This window comes from Calothrix sp. PCC 7507 (genome assembly GCF_000316575.1).
GTDB lineage: Bacteria > Cyanobacteriota > Cyanobacteriia > Cyanobacteriales > Nostocaceae > Fortiea.
In genome coordinates, this window is sequence record NC_019682.1 from 4,400,759 (window position 1) to 4,415,730 (window position 14,972).

Annotated in this window: 15 protein-coding genes; 11 read left to right on the forward strand and 4 right to left on the reverse strand. The window is 40.9% G+C overall.

The window, feature by feature from the left end; translation table 11 throughout:
- Positions 1 to 79 precede the first annotated feature (79 nt).
- Positions 80 to 853: a cysteine hydrolase family protein gene (locus CAL7507_RS18795; protein ID WP_015130072.1), complete on the forward strand. Its 774-nt coding sequence runs from the start codon at positions 80 to 82 to the stop codon at positions 851 to 853.
- A 75-nt stretch (positions 854 to 928) separates the two neighbouring features.
- Entirely contained in the window at positions 929 to 1,384 is a 456-nt protein-coding gene (locus CAL7507_RS18800; RefSeq protein WP_015130073.1) for a cupin domain-containing protein, read from the forward strand.
- On the opposite strand, the gene CAL7507_RS33460 is transcribed toward CAL7507_RS18800, so the two are convergent.
- The 3 genes from CAL7507_RS33460 to CAL7507_RS18810 are packed head-to-tail and all read right to left on the reverse strand — an operon-like array spanning position 1,281 to position 4,085.
- Positions 1,281 to 1,643 (reverse strand): HNH endonuclease, encoded by a 363-nt coding sequence (locus tag CAL7507_RS33460; RefSeq protein WP_015130074.1) that lies wholly within the window; start codon positions 1,641 to 1,643, stop codon positions 1,281 to 1,283. The genes CAL7507_RS18800 and CAL7507_RS33460 overlap by 104 nt on opposite strands.
- A gap of 19 nt (positions 1,644 to 1,662) precedes the next feature.
- A complete protein-coding gene (locus tag CAL7507_RS18805; RefSeq protein WP_015130075.1) occupies positions 1,663 to 1,905 on the reverse strand; it encodes a hypothetical protein in 243 nt (80 codons plus the stop codon).
- 17 nt (positions 1,906 to 1,922) lie between these two features.
- The gene (locus tag CAL7507_RS18810) at positions 1,923 to 4,085 is read right to left on the reverse strand and encodes a bifunctional serine/threonine-protein kinase/formylglycine-generating enzyme family protein (RefSeq protein WP_042342284.1); all 2,163 of its coding nucleotides are present in this window, start codon (positions 4,083 to 4,085) and stop codon (positions 1,923 to 1,925) included.
- A 237-nt stretch (positions 4,086 to 4,322) separates the two neighbouring features.
- Here CAL7507_RS18810 and CAL7507_RS18815 point away from each other — a divergent pair, with 237 nt between their 5' ends.
- On the forward strand, positions 4,323 to 5,069 hold the full coding sequence (locus CAL7507_RS18815) for a Uma2 family endonuclease (protein ID WP_015130077.1): 747 nt from the start codon (positions 4,323 to 4,325) through the stop codon (positions 5,067 to 5,069).
- Between the two features lie 43 nt (positions 5,070 to 5,112).
- On the opposite strand, the gene CAL7507_RS18820 is transcribed toward CAL7507_RS18815, so the two are convergent.
- On the reverse strand, positions 5,113 to 5,301 hold the full coding sequence (locus CAL7507_RS18820) for a hypothetical protein (protein ID WP_015130078.1): 189 nt from the start codon (positions 5,299 to 5,301) through the stop codon (positions 5,113 to 5,115).
- A 126-nt stretch (positions 5,302 to 5,427) separates the two neighbouring features.
- On the opposite strand from CAL7507_RS18820, the gene CAL7507_RS18825 reads away from it, so the two are divergent.
- The 8 genes from CAL7507_RS18825 (at position 5,428) to CAL7507_RS18860 (ending at position 14,955) form a co-directional block, all read left to right on the forward strand.
- On the forward strand, positions 5,428 to 5,805 hold the full coding sequence (locus CAL7507_RS18825; protein WP_015130079.1) for a hypothetical protein: 378 nt from the start codon (positions 5,428 to 5,430) through the stop codon (positions 5,803 to 5,805).
- A gap of 116 nt (positions 5,806 to 5,921) precedes the next feature.
- Complete coding sequence (locus CAL7507_RS18830) at positions 5,922 to 7,580, forward strand: CocE/NonD family hydrolase (protein ID WP_015130080.1); 1,659 nt, start codon at positions 5,922 to 5,924, stop codon at positions 7,578 to 7,580.
- Positions 7,581 to 7,867: 287 nt separating this feature from the next.
- Positions 7,868 to 8,773 (forward strand): polysaccharide deacetylase family protein, encoded by a 906-nt coding sequence (locus tag CAL7507_RS18835; protein WP_015130081.1) that lies wholly within the window; start codon positions 7,868 to 7,870, stop codon positions 8,771 to 8,773.
- Between the two features lie 110 nt (positions 8,774 to 8,883).
- Entirely contained in the window at positions 8,884 to 9,735 is an 852-nt protein-coding gene (locus tag CAL7507_RS18840) for a polysaccharide deacetylase family protein (RefSeq protein ID WP_042342286.1), read from the forward strand.
- Between the two features lie 110 nt (positions 9,736 to 9,845).
- Entirely contained in the window at positions 9,846 to 10,424 is a 579-nt protein-coding gene (locus CAL7507_RS18845; protein ID WP_015130083.1) for an ureidoglycolate lyase, read from the forward strand.
- Between the two features lie 117 nt (positions 10,425 to 10,541).
- A complete protein-coding gene (locus CAL7507_RS18850) occupies positions 10,542 to 11,324 on the forward strand; it encodes a xanthine dehydrogenase family protein subunit M (protein WP_015130084.1) in 783 nt (260 codons plus the stop codon).
- Positions 11,325 to 11,338: 14 nt separating this feature from the next.
- Positions 11,339 to 13,942 (forward strand): molybdopterin cofactor-binding domain-containing protein, encoded by a 2,604-nt coding sequence (locus CAL7507_RS18855; protein ID WP_015130085.1) that lies wholly within the window; start codon positions 11,339 to 11,341, stop codon positions 13,940 to 13,942.
- Between the two features lie 44 nt (positions 13,943 to 13,986).
- On the forward strand, positions 13,987 to 14,955 hold the full coding sequence (locus tag CAL7507_RS18860) for an XdhC family protein (protein ID WP_015130086.1): 969 nt from the start codon (positions 13,987 to 13,989) through the stop codon (positions 14,953 to 14,955).
- Positions 14,956 to 14,972 lie beyond the last annotated feature (17 nt).

Below are 14,972 nucleotides of genomic sequence, written 5' to 3' on the forward strand. Positions count from 1 at the left end.
TTTAACCTTAATTAAGTAATTGAACGATTAACAGAAATTCAAGTTACAAAATAGAAAAAGGTATTGGGTGTTGCAATTTATGGATTTACCTTTGCGGACATTGGGAGTTGCACCAAATGCTTGGAGAGTGAATCAAGCGATCGCAGATATCACTCGTCCTCAAAAGACCCCACAACCCGTTATCTTAACAACAGATACTAAAAACCTGCGCCTAGACTTGGCAAAAGTAGCCATCCTCGTCATAGATATGCAAAACGACTTCTGTCACCCTGATGGCTGGTTGGCGCATATCGGCGTAGATGTCACCCCAGCCCGCAAGCCCATAGAACCTTTACAAAACTTACTTCCAGAACTCCGGGCGGCTAATGTGCCCGTAATTTGGGTAAATTGGGCAAATCGTCCCGACTTACTTAATATTAGTGCTGGCGTACTCCACGTTTATAATCCTACAGGTGACGGCGTGGGATTAGGCGATCGCTTACCCAGCAACGGTGCTAAAGTACTGATGGCGGGTAGCTGGGCGGCGGCGGTAGTAGACGAACTCCCACAGCTACTAGAAGATATTCGTGTGGATAAATACCGCATGAGTGGCTTTTGGGATACCCCCCTAGATAGCATCTTGCGGAACTTGGGAATAACGACAATATTTTTTGCTGGTGTCAATGCTGACCAATGTGTACTGACTACACTGTGTGACGCCAATTTTTTAGGCTACGACTGCGTATTAGTGAAAGACTGCACCGCCACCACCTCACCTGACTATTGTTGGCTGGCGACATTATATAACGTCCAACAATGCTTCGGTTTTGTCACCGACTCACAAGCGATTTTAGAAGCGCTAAATAGGCAATAGGCAATAGGGTATGACAAATAACAAATAACAAATGACAAATGACAAATGACAAATGACAACCTAAGAGATAAATAAATGTCTACTACTAAATGTGTAATTCCTGTTATCAAATCTCCTAAAGATTACCAAGTTTACCGCATCAGTCCTCATGATTCTAACAGGTTAGCAATTATCTTTGATTCCACCAATGCTAATACTTCCCTGACTTGTTGTGTGGAAATTTTTGATGTGGGCGGACAAACACCACCAAATCGCCATCAATGGGCTGTAGAAATGTTTTTTGTTCTCAAAGGAGAAGGCATAGCTATTTGTGATGGTAAGAAAGTCGCTATTAAAACAGGAGATAGTATATTAGTACCTCCCACTGGCACGCACTTGATTAAAAATACAGGTAACTCTCGCTTATATACACTGACTGTGATGGTTCCTAACGAAGACTTTTCGGAACTAATTCGTAGTGGTACTCGCATAGAATTAGATGCAGAAGATATGGCAGTTTTGGGACGAGTAGATGCTTTAATGCCTGTGTGAAATATTCGCCATCACTCAACTTTGTAGCGTGCGTTACGCTAACGCGATAACGCACCTGAATTTTTGAGGTGGATGAACGGAGTTGTGAGCCTCGCCGACGAGTATTAATTGTTGTAGCGCTGCCATGTTTGACACTGATTATATGGTCAACTTGACAGCTTAAGCCGTCTACTTCTGGATATAAACAATACTTGCATATATGGGCGGTGCGATCGCTAACTAAACGCCGCAATTCTGCACTAATATATACACAAGACATTTTGAATACTCACTTAGCATTAATGTACTGATGAGCTTTTGCTTTTGCTAAAGTCATAATGCTCTAGCATCAGGAAATAATGTAACTCTTGCTGGTCACTTCCTACAAGGCCTTCAGTTTTTGCGCGCTCAACCAAATCCTCTAAACGGTCTTTGGCTGCATCCGAGAGTTTGAAATCGATAACACTTTGGGGAGTGGTTCCAGCAGCAATAAACTCTATAATTTCATCGTAGACTTTGGCTATATTTACAGATGTCGTCATCAGATTACCTCTTGAAATTAATCTAAGTTAGACTCAAATTTTCGATAAAGGGAAGGAACAAGAACAACACGAAAACCGAAATTATCACAACGGTTGTCGAAAGTATACCCATTGCGGTTAGCGCTACGGCAGTTGTCTGGGAGGCTTACCCAAGAACCGCCACGCAAAATTCGATATTCATTATTATTTTTACTTAACCAAGCACGACCATTAGCTGGCGCTTCGTGATAATCTCCGTGCCATTTATCCTGACACCATTCCCACACATTACCATGCATATCAAACAAACCAAAGGCGTTGGCAGGAAATTTGCCTACATCGGTGGTTTCCATAAAAGTTCCGTAATTCGCTAAATCTGTTGTAATTGTTTCACCACAATAAAACGGGGTAGTCGTTCCTCCACGACAAGCATATTCCCACTCAGCTTCACTCGGTAAGCGATAAATTCTCCCAGTATGTTGAGATATGCGATCGCAAAACTCCACCGCATCATCCCAAGACACTTGTTCCACAGGTAGATTTGCACCTTTAAAATAGGATGGGTCGGGATTTAGATCAATATTTACTTTACCAAAAGCAGCAACGGCTCGCCATTGAGCTTGGGTGACAGGAAATTTACCCATGAAAAAGGGTTGAATGGTGACGGTATGCTGCGGACTTTCAGAATCACGTCGTCCTTTCTCATTGTCTGGGGAACCCATGAGAAAGTTACCGCCAGGAATTGCAACCATATCCAACACGAAGCCATTACCAGGGTTTTCTATGAAATACTCAGCGCGTCCCCGTCCATAGTTAATGTCCCAGGATTTTCCTATACCCAAAAATCCTGGTTTGAGCGTTAAAGTGGCGGTTTCAAATTCAAAAGTCTGAGTTTGGATAACTGAGGGCGATTTTGGTTTTGCTTGTGGTGTCTGAGGAATAACCGGGATAACTAGGGGTGATTTTGGTGTTGGCTGTGGTGTCTGAGGAACAACTCGTTGGATAACTGGGGGCGATTGTGGCCTTGGCTGCGGTTCTTGGGGAAACACCCGTGCTTGTATCGCCGCGATATCCTCATCCCGTAGTCCTAAATATTGCTGATAGTCTTGCAAATCCTTTTGCATCGCCTGGTTAAAAGGATATTGTTGCTTAACTGCGTCAATTAACGCCTGTTCATATTCCTCTAACTTGCCTTCATACTCTCGATAGGGTTTGAGGACTTGTTCGTTAATTTCCCTGGCTTCATCCGCAGATAATCCCAACTCCAGGCGCTGAGATTCCAGGATTCTCAATGCAAAGACAGAAAAATTCCCCTGTCCTTGTTGTGCGCGCAGTCTGGCTTCTTGCAGGTATGCTTCTTTGGCAGAGTTAACAATAACTGTAGGCGTTATGGGCGATGACGAAGGTGAAGTGAAAGCTTGCAGTACTTCAGCTGCTTTTGCATAGCGCAAACTATGGTGACGACGCACCATTTTAGTTAAAACTTCCGCCAGATGGTCACTTACTTGTGCTTGGTGTTGCCAAATAATTTCACCAGTTAACGGTTCTTCTTGTAAATCAAAAGGTAAAATGCCTGTCAAAGCTTGAATTATCGTCATCCCCACAGCATAGACATCACTACCTAAACAGGGTTTACCATTCTTTTGCTCATTGGGCATATATCCCGCAGTACCAATAACTACGCTGGAATTGACTTCCCCTTGAGTGTTCACCATCAATGTCCCAAGTTCTTTTACTGCCCCAAAGTCAATCAAGAAAATCCTACCATCCTGCTGTCGGCGCATGAGGTTTTGGGGTTTGATATCGCGGTGAATGACTCCTTGACCATGAACAAAAGATAAAACTTCTAAAACGTCTTGCAACAACTTAGTTGCATAACCTTCACTCAACCGCTTACCAGGAATCATTTCTCGACTCAGGTCTTGACCTTCGATAAATTCCTGAACTATGTAAAGATGTTGGTCTTGGCTAAAATGGGCGAGTAGTTGGGGAATTTGCGGATGTTTACCTAGCCTTTCGAGGATCGCAGCTTCTTTTTCAAAGAACTCAATAACGCGGGGATTTGACTGGTTAGGACGCAGTTGCTTGACGACACACAAAGGTTTGCTTGGTTGCAAAATATCCCTAGCGAGGTAAGTAACCGCAAACCCCCCGCCACCCAACGTCTGACTAATTTCGTAGCGCCCAGCCAGTATACTCAAAATGACAGTTAAATTTAAGAAACTGATGCTTTTGAGTATAGCGGTTACTAAATGTACCTGACAAGACAACGCATAGGGCTTTAAGAAACCCAACAAAGCCTCGGAAATTTTGGGTTTCGTTCCTTAGCCCAACCTACACTTAAAACTAAAGGTAAATTCTTTGTGTCTTTGCGTCTTTGCGTGAGACTAAATCATACTTTCAATCAGCAACGCTAAATTGATGTTAGGAGTAATTCCGTGGTTCTACAAATTCCACCCATTCAAAAAGAACCAAATGTTATTTGGGAACCACTCCCAGACGACTACATTTTACCTGATGATCCAGTAGAAAATATTCAACAACGATCTCTTGCTGCTGCACTCACCGATGCTTTAGGATCTGCCGGATTTATTCTACCTGAAATGTTGATTGGCTCCAATTTTGGACTCGTCGCCACAATCAACAAAAAAATTATTGTCAAAGCACCTGACTGGTTTTACGTCCCGCAAGTGCAGTCAGTAGCCGTTGATGTAATTCGTCGTAGTTACACCCAAAATTTAGAGGGTGCTGCTGTTGCGGTGGTGATGGAATTTCTTTCAGACACAGAAGGTGGAGAACTCTCAGTCCGCTCAACTCCACCCTATGGTAAGCTCTACTTCTACGAACGGATTTTGAAAGTTCCCACTTACGTCACCTACGACCCCTACGAACCTAGTCTAGAAGTGCGCTGTTTGCAAAATGAACAATACACATTGCAACAAGCAGATACCAATGGGCGTTTTTGGATTCCTGAGTTAGAGTTATTTCTCGGAATTTGGCGAGGTGAAAGATTATGCCAAACTACAAACTGGCTGCGGTGGTGGGATAGGGAAGGTAATTTGCTGTTATGGAGTCAAGAAAAGGTTGAACAGGAACGCCAACGTGCTGAACAAGAACGCCAGCGTGCTGATATATTAGCAGCTAAGTTACGCGAGCTAGGAATTGATCCTAATACCCTTTCTTGAATCAGTTATCAGTTATCAAGGTTTCAGTCGGAATAACAATTACTCAATCCTTGCTACTTTTTTTCTTTTTATCTAATGCCTCCTGAATTGCTTCTCTACAGAATTCAGGAGGATTTTCTTGTTGTTGTACCTCTTCTTTCATTTCTTTAGTGACACGAAAATTTAATTGTTCTGTTAGTTCTTTACTTGGTGGATTACCAAAATTTTCTGGTTTACCCTTGGGATTAGGCATTATTGAGAGATGTAAATATACCTTGAACCGATGTTAGCAACGGTTTAGAGTTTAAATCGGTGGGTAATCTGTCTGGAAAACTAGTAACCCACCGATACCACTTTTATCAAGAGGTAACTCTATTTTATGTTCACAAGGTCAGAACTTGAAATCAAGACGATTGAAGAATTGCGTAACTTATGCCGTAGGTATGGTGTCAAGCCAATTGGCAACATTGGTTACAAAATCTCTTACATCACATCTTTAATGGCTTTCCCGGTGCTAGCACTGCGACAAATGAAGGAAAGCAGGGGATTAAAAACTCCTAGTTTTGGCAGCGTTAAAGAAATGGGAATAGCGCTAGATGAAATGGGAACACCCACAAATGAGCAAGTAGCGTTAATCAGGATATCCCTTGAGGGTAGGAGGATGGGTTATCCAGATAGATATGAGCAAGAAAAATTATTGAGCCTGTACAAGGCTAAATTATTACTAGAGGAAATTATTGGATTGCTGAATCAGTAATAATTACCTAGCCCACCAAACCCTGATCTGGTGGGCAATGCTCACTCTACTACTACGGATACTACTTGTTTGTTCCTTTGCGTCTTTGCGCCTTTGCGTGAGATATTCATCCCTCCATGTACAAAGTCCTTCCCAAACAAACCGCCTCTATGCACACTCGTGACGGTGTGCGCCTGGATGCAGATGTTTATCGCCCTGATGCTGAGGGTGAATTTCCGGTATTATTAATGCGACAACCCTATGGTAGAGCGATCGCATCTACGGTTGTTTACGCCCATCCTACTTGGTATGCTGCCCACGGTTACATCGTAGTCATTCAAGATGTCCGGGGAAGGGGAACATCTGGAGGCGAATTTCAGCTATTTGCTAATGAAATTGCTGATGGTGAAGACACCGTCAACTGGGCGGCAAATCTACCAAATAGTAATGGCAAAGTCGGCATGTATGGCTTTTCTTATCAAGGCATGACACAGCTATATGCCGCAGCCGCTAAACCACACGCTTTAAAGACAATTTGCCCGGCAATGATTGGCTATGATTTGTATACAGATTGGGCTTATGAAGGAGGTGCATTTTGTTTACAAACTAATCTTGCTTGGGCAATTCAATTAGCAACAGAAACTGCCCGATTACGAAAAGATCAAACAGCCTATCAAGCATTACTTACTGCGTCTCACAATCTACCTGTAACTAATCCCGAAATTCTCCAACAACTCGCCCCAGAATCGTTTTATCACGATTGGCTAGCTCATCCTCAACCAGATTCATATTGGGAAGAACTTTCACCCAAGCGCCACTTGCAAGCAGTCGATTTACCTATGTTTCATATTGGCGGATGGTTTGATACTTATTTGCGGGGGACTCTGCATTTATATAAAGATATGGCAGCCCGTAGCTTAACATCACAACATCTGTTAATTGGTCCGTGGGCACATTTACCTTGGGCACGTAAAGTTGGTGAAGTTGACTTTGGTGTCAAGGCGATGAGTCCTGTTGATAAAATGCAAATCCGCTGGTTTGATCAGTTTCTTAAAGATGTAGATACAGGTTTATTGCAAGAACAGCCTGTCTGTTTATTTGAGATGGGTAGTAATATTTGGCGCAGTTTTCCTAGTGTACCTACAACAAACCATAAATCATATTTCTTGTCAACCACCGGACTAGCCAGCATTCGCGAAGACTCCGGAACCCTTATTTCCCATGCCCCATACTTCGACTGCGCTCAGTACAAGTGCCCCATCCCCCATGCCCTAGATGTATTAGTTCACGACCCCTGGCGACCAGTGCAGGCATTGGGTGGTCATGCGGCAATTCCAGGGGGTATATTTGAGCGAATGCACATTGATTGTCGTTCTGATGCCTTAACTTATACTAGTGAACCATTGACAGAAAACTTACATTTAGCAGGAGATACCATAGTGGAAATCTCCTGTAGTGCTGATACACCTAGTTATGATTTATGTGCTGTGCTATCGGAAGTTTATCTTGATGGGCGGGTCTATAATTTGACTCAAGGTTACATTCATTGTCGAGATAGCACAAACTCTGTTACTAAAAAAATTCCCTTGCAAATGACTTGTGTACGGATTGCCAAAGGTCATGCTTTGCGTCTAAGTTTGAGTGCTGCGTGTTTTCCTGCCTACGCCATGAATTCCGGTAATGGCGCAGTAATTAGTAGCGACGATTTATTAGCTGCTCAGATTATCACACTAACAGTCAGTTGCGGTGGCGAGACTCATTCCCAAGTTTTGTTACCTATAATTACACCTGCTTAATTTTTGAGTATATGTATTAGTAAGTCCGCATAAATCAAGTTAATTTCTCAGGAATATTTCCCAAAAGTTTGTTCTTTTTCTTCAAGAAAAAATATAGCGGTTTTCAGATCAGTGAGCTACAGATTTAAATCGCAAAGCCTGTAGGGGCGGGAAAAACCCGCCCTTGACTGTATTGCATCAGACAGAGAACCGCTATATATTAATTTAAACCAGTATATAAATGAGATGCTCCCAATAAAAATTTAGTGCTTCTGCAACAGATAAAAATTAGGTGAAGGAGATTTAATGTGATTGATCGTAATCTGTCTCTAATGAAAAAAATAGGAATATTTATATTAGTAGCGGCTATTAGTTGTGGTGTGGCTCTGCTTTTAGATATGAGCAGAGTTAACCATTTATTAGCCATTAAAGCGCCAGTTAGCAAAAGTAGTCAAGCAAATTTAGGCAGGAAAACGAGTGCATTAGCTCAAACTATTACTCCAGATAAAAACCCGATAGTAGAAGTGCCAAAACAGTTTCAAGGGACAACTATCTATCAAGCGCAACTGAAACCAACTGAGAAAGTAATTTCTCTAACTTTTGATGATGGACCTGGTCCTAAAAATACGGCACAGGTACTAGAAATTTTAAAACAAAATAATATTAAAGCTACGTTTTTTATGATTGGGGAAATGGTAAAAATTTATCCCAAAATTGCCAAACAAGTTGCAGAGGATGGTCACGTTATCGGCAACCATACTTGGCATCATTGGTATCGTAATATGGATACAATCACTGCGGCTAGTGAAATTAATCGTACAGCAGATATCATCTATAAAACTACAGGAGTGAAAACCACTTTATTTCGTCCTCCCGGTGGTTTTTTACATAATGGATTAGTAGACTATGCTAAAAGTCAAAACTATGCTGTGATGATGTGGTCGAATCAGTCTGGAGATGCTGAACGTCATTCTCCACAAGCGTCAGGACAGGTCAAAAATGTACTTAAAGGTGCGAAACCAGGTTCAATTGTGTTAATGCATGATGGTGGAGGTAATCGTGCCCGAACTGTCCAAGCTTTACCCCAAATTATTGCAGGTTTAAAGTCTCAGGGCTATCGATTTGTGACGATACCAGAACTGCTAGAAATACAAGCCCAAGAAAAACCGCTAGCTAGGGAAAATTCACCTGCAGTTACAAAGGATAAACATTGATATTTTATCAACAACTAAATTTATTTTTTAACTACATGTATCTGGTGGGCATTGCCCACCCTACGGATACTAATTGGGTCTAATATTTGATGATTCAAAATCTCAAGTCAATGCAACCTCCATATTTTCAACCGATTACTCAAAGACCAGTATTAAAATTGCCTAACAATGCTAGAGTAGCTGTTTGGGTAGTAATGAATGTCGAACACTTTACCTTTGGTAAACTGGGAACAGCAATTCAACCCCACTTAAATAGTTATCCAGAAATTGCTAATTATAGTTGGCGAGATTACGGTAATCGTGTAGGAATTTGGAGATTATTTGAACTATTTGCTGAATTAGAAATTCCTGTCACAGCAGCAGTCAATGGGGAAATTTGTACACTTTATCCCGAAATAATGACAGCTATGCAACAACATGGCTGGGAAATTATGGCGCATGGGATTAATAATTCCACTGGGCATAGTGGCATGAATCGAGAAACAGAAATTGGGATAATTAATCAAACTCTAGATTTACTACGACAAGCTACTGATAAAACTCCTAAAGGCTGGTTAACTCCGGGATTTTCAATTACTGAGTCAACATTTGAACTATTACACGCTGCCGGAATTGTTTATACTGCCGATTGGGTAAATGATGATCAACCCTATTGGTATCCCTTAGAGAAGGGTCGTCTGTTAGCAATTCCCTATACCATAGAAGCAAATGATATTAGTTTATGCTTAAGTAGCCGATTTTCTGGCGCAGAATTTGCCCAAGCTATTGAAGACCAATTTGACCAATTGTGGCAAGATGGAGAATCACAAGGACGAGTCATGGCGATTGGGTTGCATCCTTTTATTGTTGGTCAGCCATTAAGATTAAAATATTTAAAACAATGTTTATTACACATTAAAAATCAACCTAATACTTGGCTAACTACAGGTGAGGGTATTTACGAATGGATGAATAAGCTGTAGAAATGCAATCGAGAGGGCGGGGAAACCCAGCCCCTACAGGCTTTGCGATTTAAAACTGTACGTGACTGATTTGAAACCATCTATAATATTTAACTTTAAAAGGAGGACTGATGAATATTTCTCCCACTCAAGTTTTAAAAATACCCGTAATTGATGCCAACGCAGAAAATATTAAACCTTACGGTTATCTATTAGGTGATGATGTCAGCAAACCCGGATTGGGAATTCCCTTTTATCAAGACAGAGTTTTAGAAGGTGAAAATATCGACTTTAGCTATCGAGGTAAAGCAACTTTTAGAACTGCGAAAATTCTGCCGGGATATCCGCCGATTATTTGGCTAGAAAGACATTTACATATGACCCAAATGTTTATTGCTTTGGGTCAGTCGCCGTTTATTATGGTGCTAGCACCACCTAATCATACTCATGGCGAAAATCTCCCAGATTTAAGTCAAGTGCAAGCGCTGCGGTTCCCTGCTGGTCATGGACTACTATTATATCTTGGTACTTGGCATGATTTTCCCATAGCGGGCGATCGCCCGGTTGTCATCCTCACGGCAAATTCTGATGAAGTCGTTACCGCCTTGAGTCAAATGCAGTCACCAGATGAAATGAATCAAGGTGATGTTTATAAGATTTCGTTACCGAAAAGATTAGGGTATGAGATACAGTTAACAGTTATCAATTAACAGTTATCAGTGAGGTACAGTTTTAAATTGTAAAAGCCCGTAGGGGCGGGGAAACCCCGCCCTCGATTGTATGTCAACCAACCGAAAACTATATCAGTTATCAGTGTTTGAATTAGAATGGATTTACCAAATGTAGAAACGTATTTAATTCCCGATGATATTCAATCTATCACGAATTGGTGTGAGGATTGGGCTTGGTTGGCTGGTGGAACATGGTTATTTTCGGAACCGCAACCACATCTGAAAGTGCTGGTAGATATACATAATTTAAAATGGTCAGAGATTGAAGTTCAGGAGGATTATTTAATTATTGGGGCGACATGTCCTTTAATTAAGTTATTAGAATATCCCTGGTTACTAGAATGGACAGCGGTTGAGGGATTGAAAAGTGCTATTTCGGCGCTAGCTGCGTCATTTAAAGTCATTAATCAGGCGACAGTGGGAGGTAATATCTGCTTGGCTTTGTCGGTGGGAACTTTAGCACCACTGATGGTGGCTTTAGGTGCTAGTTATGAAATTTGGCACTTAAATAAACAGTCGCGTCAAGTTGCGGCTAAAGATTTTCAGCTTGGTTATCGCCAAACAATTTTGCAGCCTGGAGATATACTAAGGCGAGTTTTGATTCCCTTGTCTAATTTAAAATGGCAAGTGAGTTATCAACGTTTTAGTTTAGCAGCAACTGATCCAGCGTTGGCGATTGTAGTTATTGTTAGGAATCATCAACATATACGTTGTGTGATTGCTGCTAGTGTTGCTACACCCTATTTAATAGAGTGTTTAGAAACAGAATTCATGGCTTCTTTAGAAGGAGTAAATTTTATCGAAGATACTAAATCAAGTGCAATTTATCGGCGAGAAATTACTGCTGTTTTAATTAAGAAGGCTCTGCAACAATTCTAGATGTAAATTTTAAGATGCCAGAAGAATTACAATTACAAGTTAATCACCAATTTTATACAGCAACTTGTCACCCTGGAACTAGCTTATTGAGTTTGTTACGCCAGTTAGGTTGGTTTGGTGTGCATCGTGTTTGTGATGCTGGTGATTGTGGTGCTTGCACTGTCTGGGTAAATGATATACCAATCCATAGTTGCATTTATCCCGGAATGCGAATTGCAAATAAATCGGTAATCACAATTGAAGGAATTTCTCAAAATGGTGAACTCGCATCTATACAGCAATCTTTTTTAGCAGCGCAAGGATTTCAATGTGGTTTCTGCACTCCTGGGATGATTATGAGTGCAGCCAAGTTACCGGAATTATCAGAAGATGAATTGCGCTTGGCTTTAAAAGGAAATCTCTGTCGCTGTACTGGATATCAAGCGATTGTTGACAGTATTTTGGGAAATTACCAACCACTTTGTCCATCTGTGGTGCAAAATTCTTTCGCGCCTGTGGGAAAAAGCATTCCCAAACAAGATGGTGAAGCAATCGTCACCGGGAAAGCATCTTACACAGCAGATATTGCACCACCTGGATTATTACATCTTAAAGTAGTGCGATCGCCTCATCCCCACGCCCGCATCCGCAAGATTGACACCACGCAAGCAAAAGCGCTCCCTGGCGTAGTTGCCATTTTTACCCATGAAGATGTCCCCAGAATACCTTATACCACCGCAGGTCACGCTGAACCAGTGCCTGATCCGTTAGATCATTACCTATTAGATTATAAAGTCAGATTTGTGGGCGATCGCGTTGCGGCTGTAGTGGCAGAATCACCCAGTATTGCTGAACAGGCTTGTGGGTTAATTAGGGTTGATTATGAAATTTTACCTCACGTTATTGACCCTCATCAAGCAATGCATGATAGTGGTGTCATCATTCATGACGAACCGGAATCATTACAAATTCCGGATAGAAATAATAATATTGCTGGGCAAATATTTTTAGAATTCGGTGATGTAGAACAAGGATTTAAAGCAGCAGATTTAATAGTTGAAAACACCTACCATTTACCAGCAGTACAACATGTTCATCTAGAACCACATATAACTATTAGTTGGTTAGAAGCAGATGGTACATTAGTAGTCCGTTCCAGTACCCAAGTACCGTTTCATTGTCAGCGATTACTTTCTCAATTATTCAATTTACCTCAAAATAAGATTCGTGTTTATAAAGCACAAATTGGTGGAGGATTTGGTAATAAACAAGAAATTTTATCAGAAGACCTTTGTGTTTTGGCAACCCTAAAAACAGGTAAGCCAGTAGAGTGGGAATTCACCAGAAACGAGGAATTTATAGCCACAAATAGCCGCCATGCGATGAAAATTAAAATTAAAAGCGGTGTTAAGGCAGATGGTACACTAATTGCTCAAGATATGGAAGTGATAGGTAACACTGGTGCCTATGGTAATCATGGACAGACAGTAGTATTTTTATCAGGTTATATTCCTCTATGTTTGTATCGTTGTCCAAATAAAAGATTTCGTGGTTTTGCAGTTTATACAAATACAATGCCTGCAGGTGCATTTCGGGGTTATGGTGCGACTCAAGGCACTTTTGCAATGGAAAGCCAAATCGATGAAATTGCTAAACAGCTAAATATTGACTCTGTAGAAATGCGGATGAAAAACCTGATTCGTCCAGGCGATATGGTGAATTTAGGTAACTCTAAAGACCACTTTAATTTAATAGGTAGCTATGCTGTTGCTGAATGTTGGGAAAAAGTTACTCAATCACTTGGTTATATTCCCAATAGTCCACCACAAGTAGCAGGTTCTCGCCGTCGTGGTGTCGGTTTTGCAGTTTCTATGCAAGGAAGTGGTTTATCTAAAATCCACGTTGCTAGTGTGAAATTATCACGTTTAGCTGATGGTAAATACGAATTAAGAACTGGTTCCGTAGACGTGGGTACGGGTTCAGATACTACGTTGAGACAAATAGCCGCAGAAGTTTTAGGTGTGGGTGTAGCTGATATTCATATCATTTCTGGCGATACCCAACACACACCTTTTGATGCTGGTTCTTATGCTTCTGCTACAGTTTATATTTCTGGACAAGCTGTGAAATTAGCAGCCGAAAAATTACTCACCATGAGAGAAAGTAGTGTGGAAATCAGTTATGCGGCTGATGAATCAACATTAACTTTTGCTGTTCAAGGAGTAGAAGTCGAAGTTGATACAGAAACAGGTAAAATTCAAGTTTTAAGATGTGTGCAAGCTATTGATTTAGGCAAAGCAATTAATCCCCGAATTTGTCATGGACAAGCAACAGGTGGCATAGCGATGGGAATCGGCTATGCTTTAACTGAAGAACTGATATTTGATACCCAAGGACGCATTGTTAACCCAAAATTGCGTGACTATCGCATCCCCACGGCAGCAGACATCCCACCCATAGAAGTAATTTTAATAGAAAAAACTGACCCCTACGGCCCCTTTGGCGCTAAAGGTGTGGGGGAAATTACAACTAATTGTACAGCGCCGGCGATCGCTAACGCCATAGCCCATGCAACAGGTTGCAGATTACGCCAACTCCCCATGACACCCGAAAGAGTTTTTAAGGAATTTAATAGTTGACTGATGACTGATAACTGTTAACTGATAACTGATAACTGATTTAAATGCTTCAATTCTACCAACAACTAGCAGCAGCCTTAAAAAAAGGTGCCGTAGTTTTAGCCACAGTTACCAATACCCAAGGTTCCGTACCTAGAGAAGTAGGCGCGAAAATGTTTATTGATGCTAATGGTAATACAATTGGCACTATCGGCGGTGGTGCTGGAGAAGCGAAAGTTTATCAAACAGCATTGCAAGTATTACAAACAGGTGAAAAACAATTTGTCGAAATTGATTTATCTGGTGCAGTGCAAAGAGAAACCCAAGGCGTTTGTGGTGGGATAATGTTAGTGTGGCTAGAGTTATGGTTAGGGAATGAAAGCTTAAATTTAGTTAACCAGATTATCAATATTTTAACTTCTGGACAAATAGCTACACTTGTTACTCCGTTTGATGCAGATAAAAAACCTTACTTACTTTTAGAAACCCAATTAATAGCTACTGTCCAAAATACAGAATTTATTGAAACTTTATTACCGCCGCCAACACTTTTAATCATCGGTGCGGGACATATTGCGGTGCCTTTAGCACAGATTGCCAAAATAATAGGATTTCAAGTTATCATACAAGACGATCGCCCAGAATTTGCGACAAAAGAAAGATTTCCTGAAGCATCACTTATAATCGCACAACCAATCGATTCAATTAGGGAAATAATCAATAAAATTCCTGATTTATATGTGGTTTTAGTCACCAAAGGTTATTTGCAAGATTTACCTGCTTTAAAACTGCTGTATAATCATCAACTGGCATATATTGGTATGGTTGGAAGTAAAAAAAGAGTTCATACTGTTTATAAAATGTTGCAAGATGAGGGTTATGCAGTGGATTTTTTACAGACAATATATGCACCGATAGGTTTAGATATTGGTGCTTTAACACCAGAAGAAATTGCGGTAAGTATTTGTGGAGAATTAATCAAGGTTCGTCGTGGGGGAAGAGGGGTTTCACTTTCTGATAAACTTGTTGAATAAATGATGTTTTTTTCTCA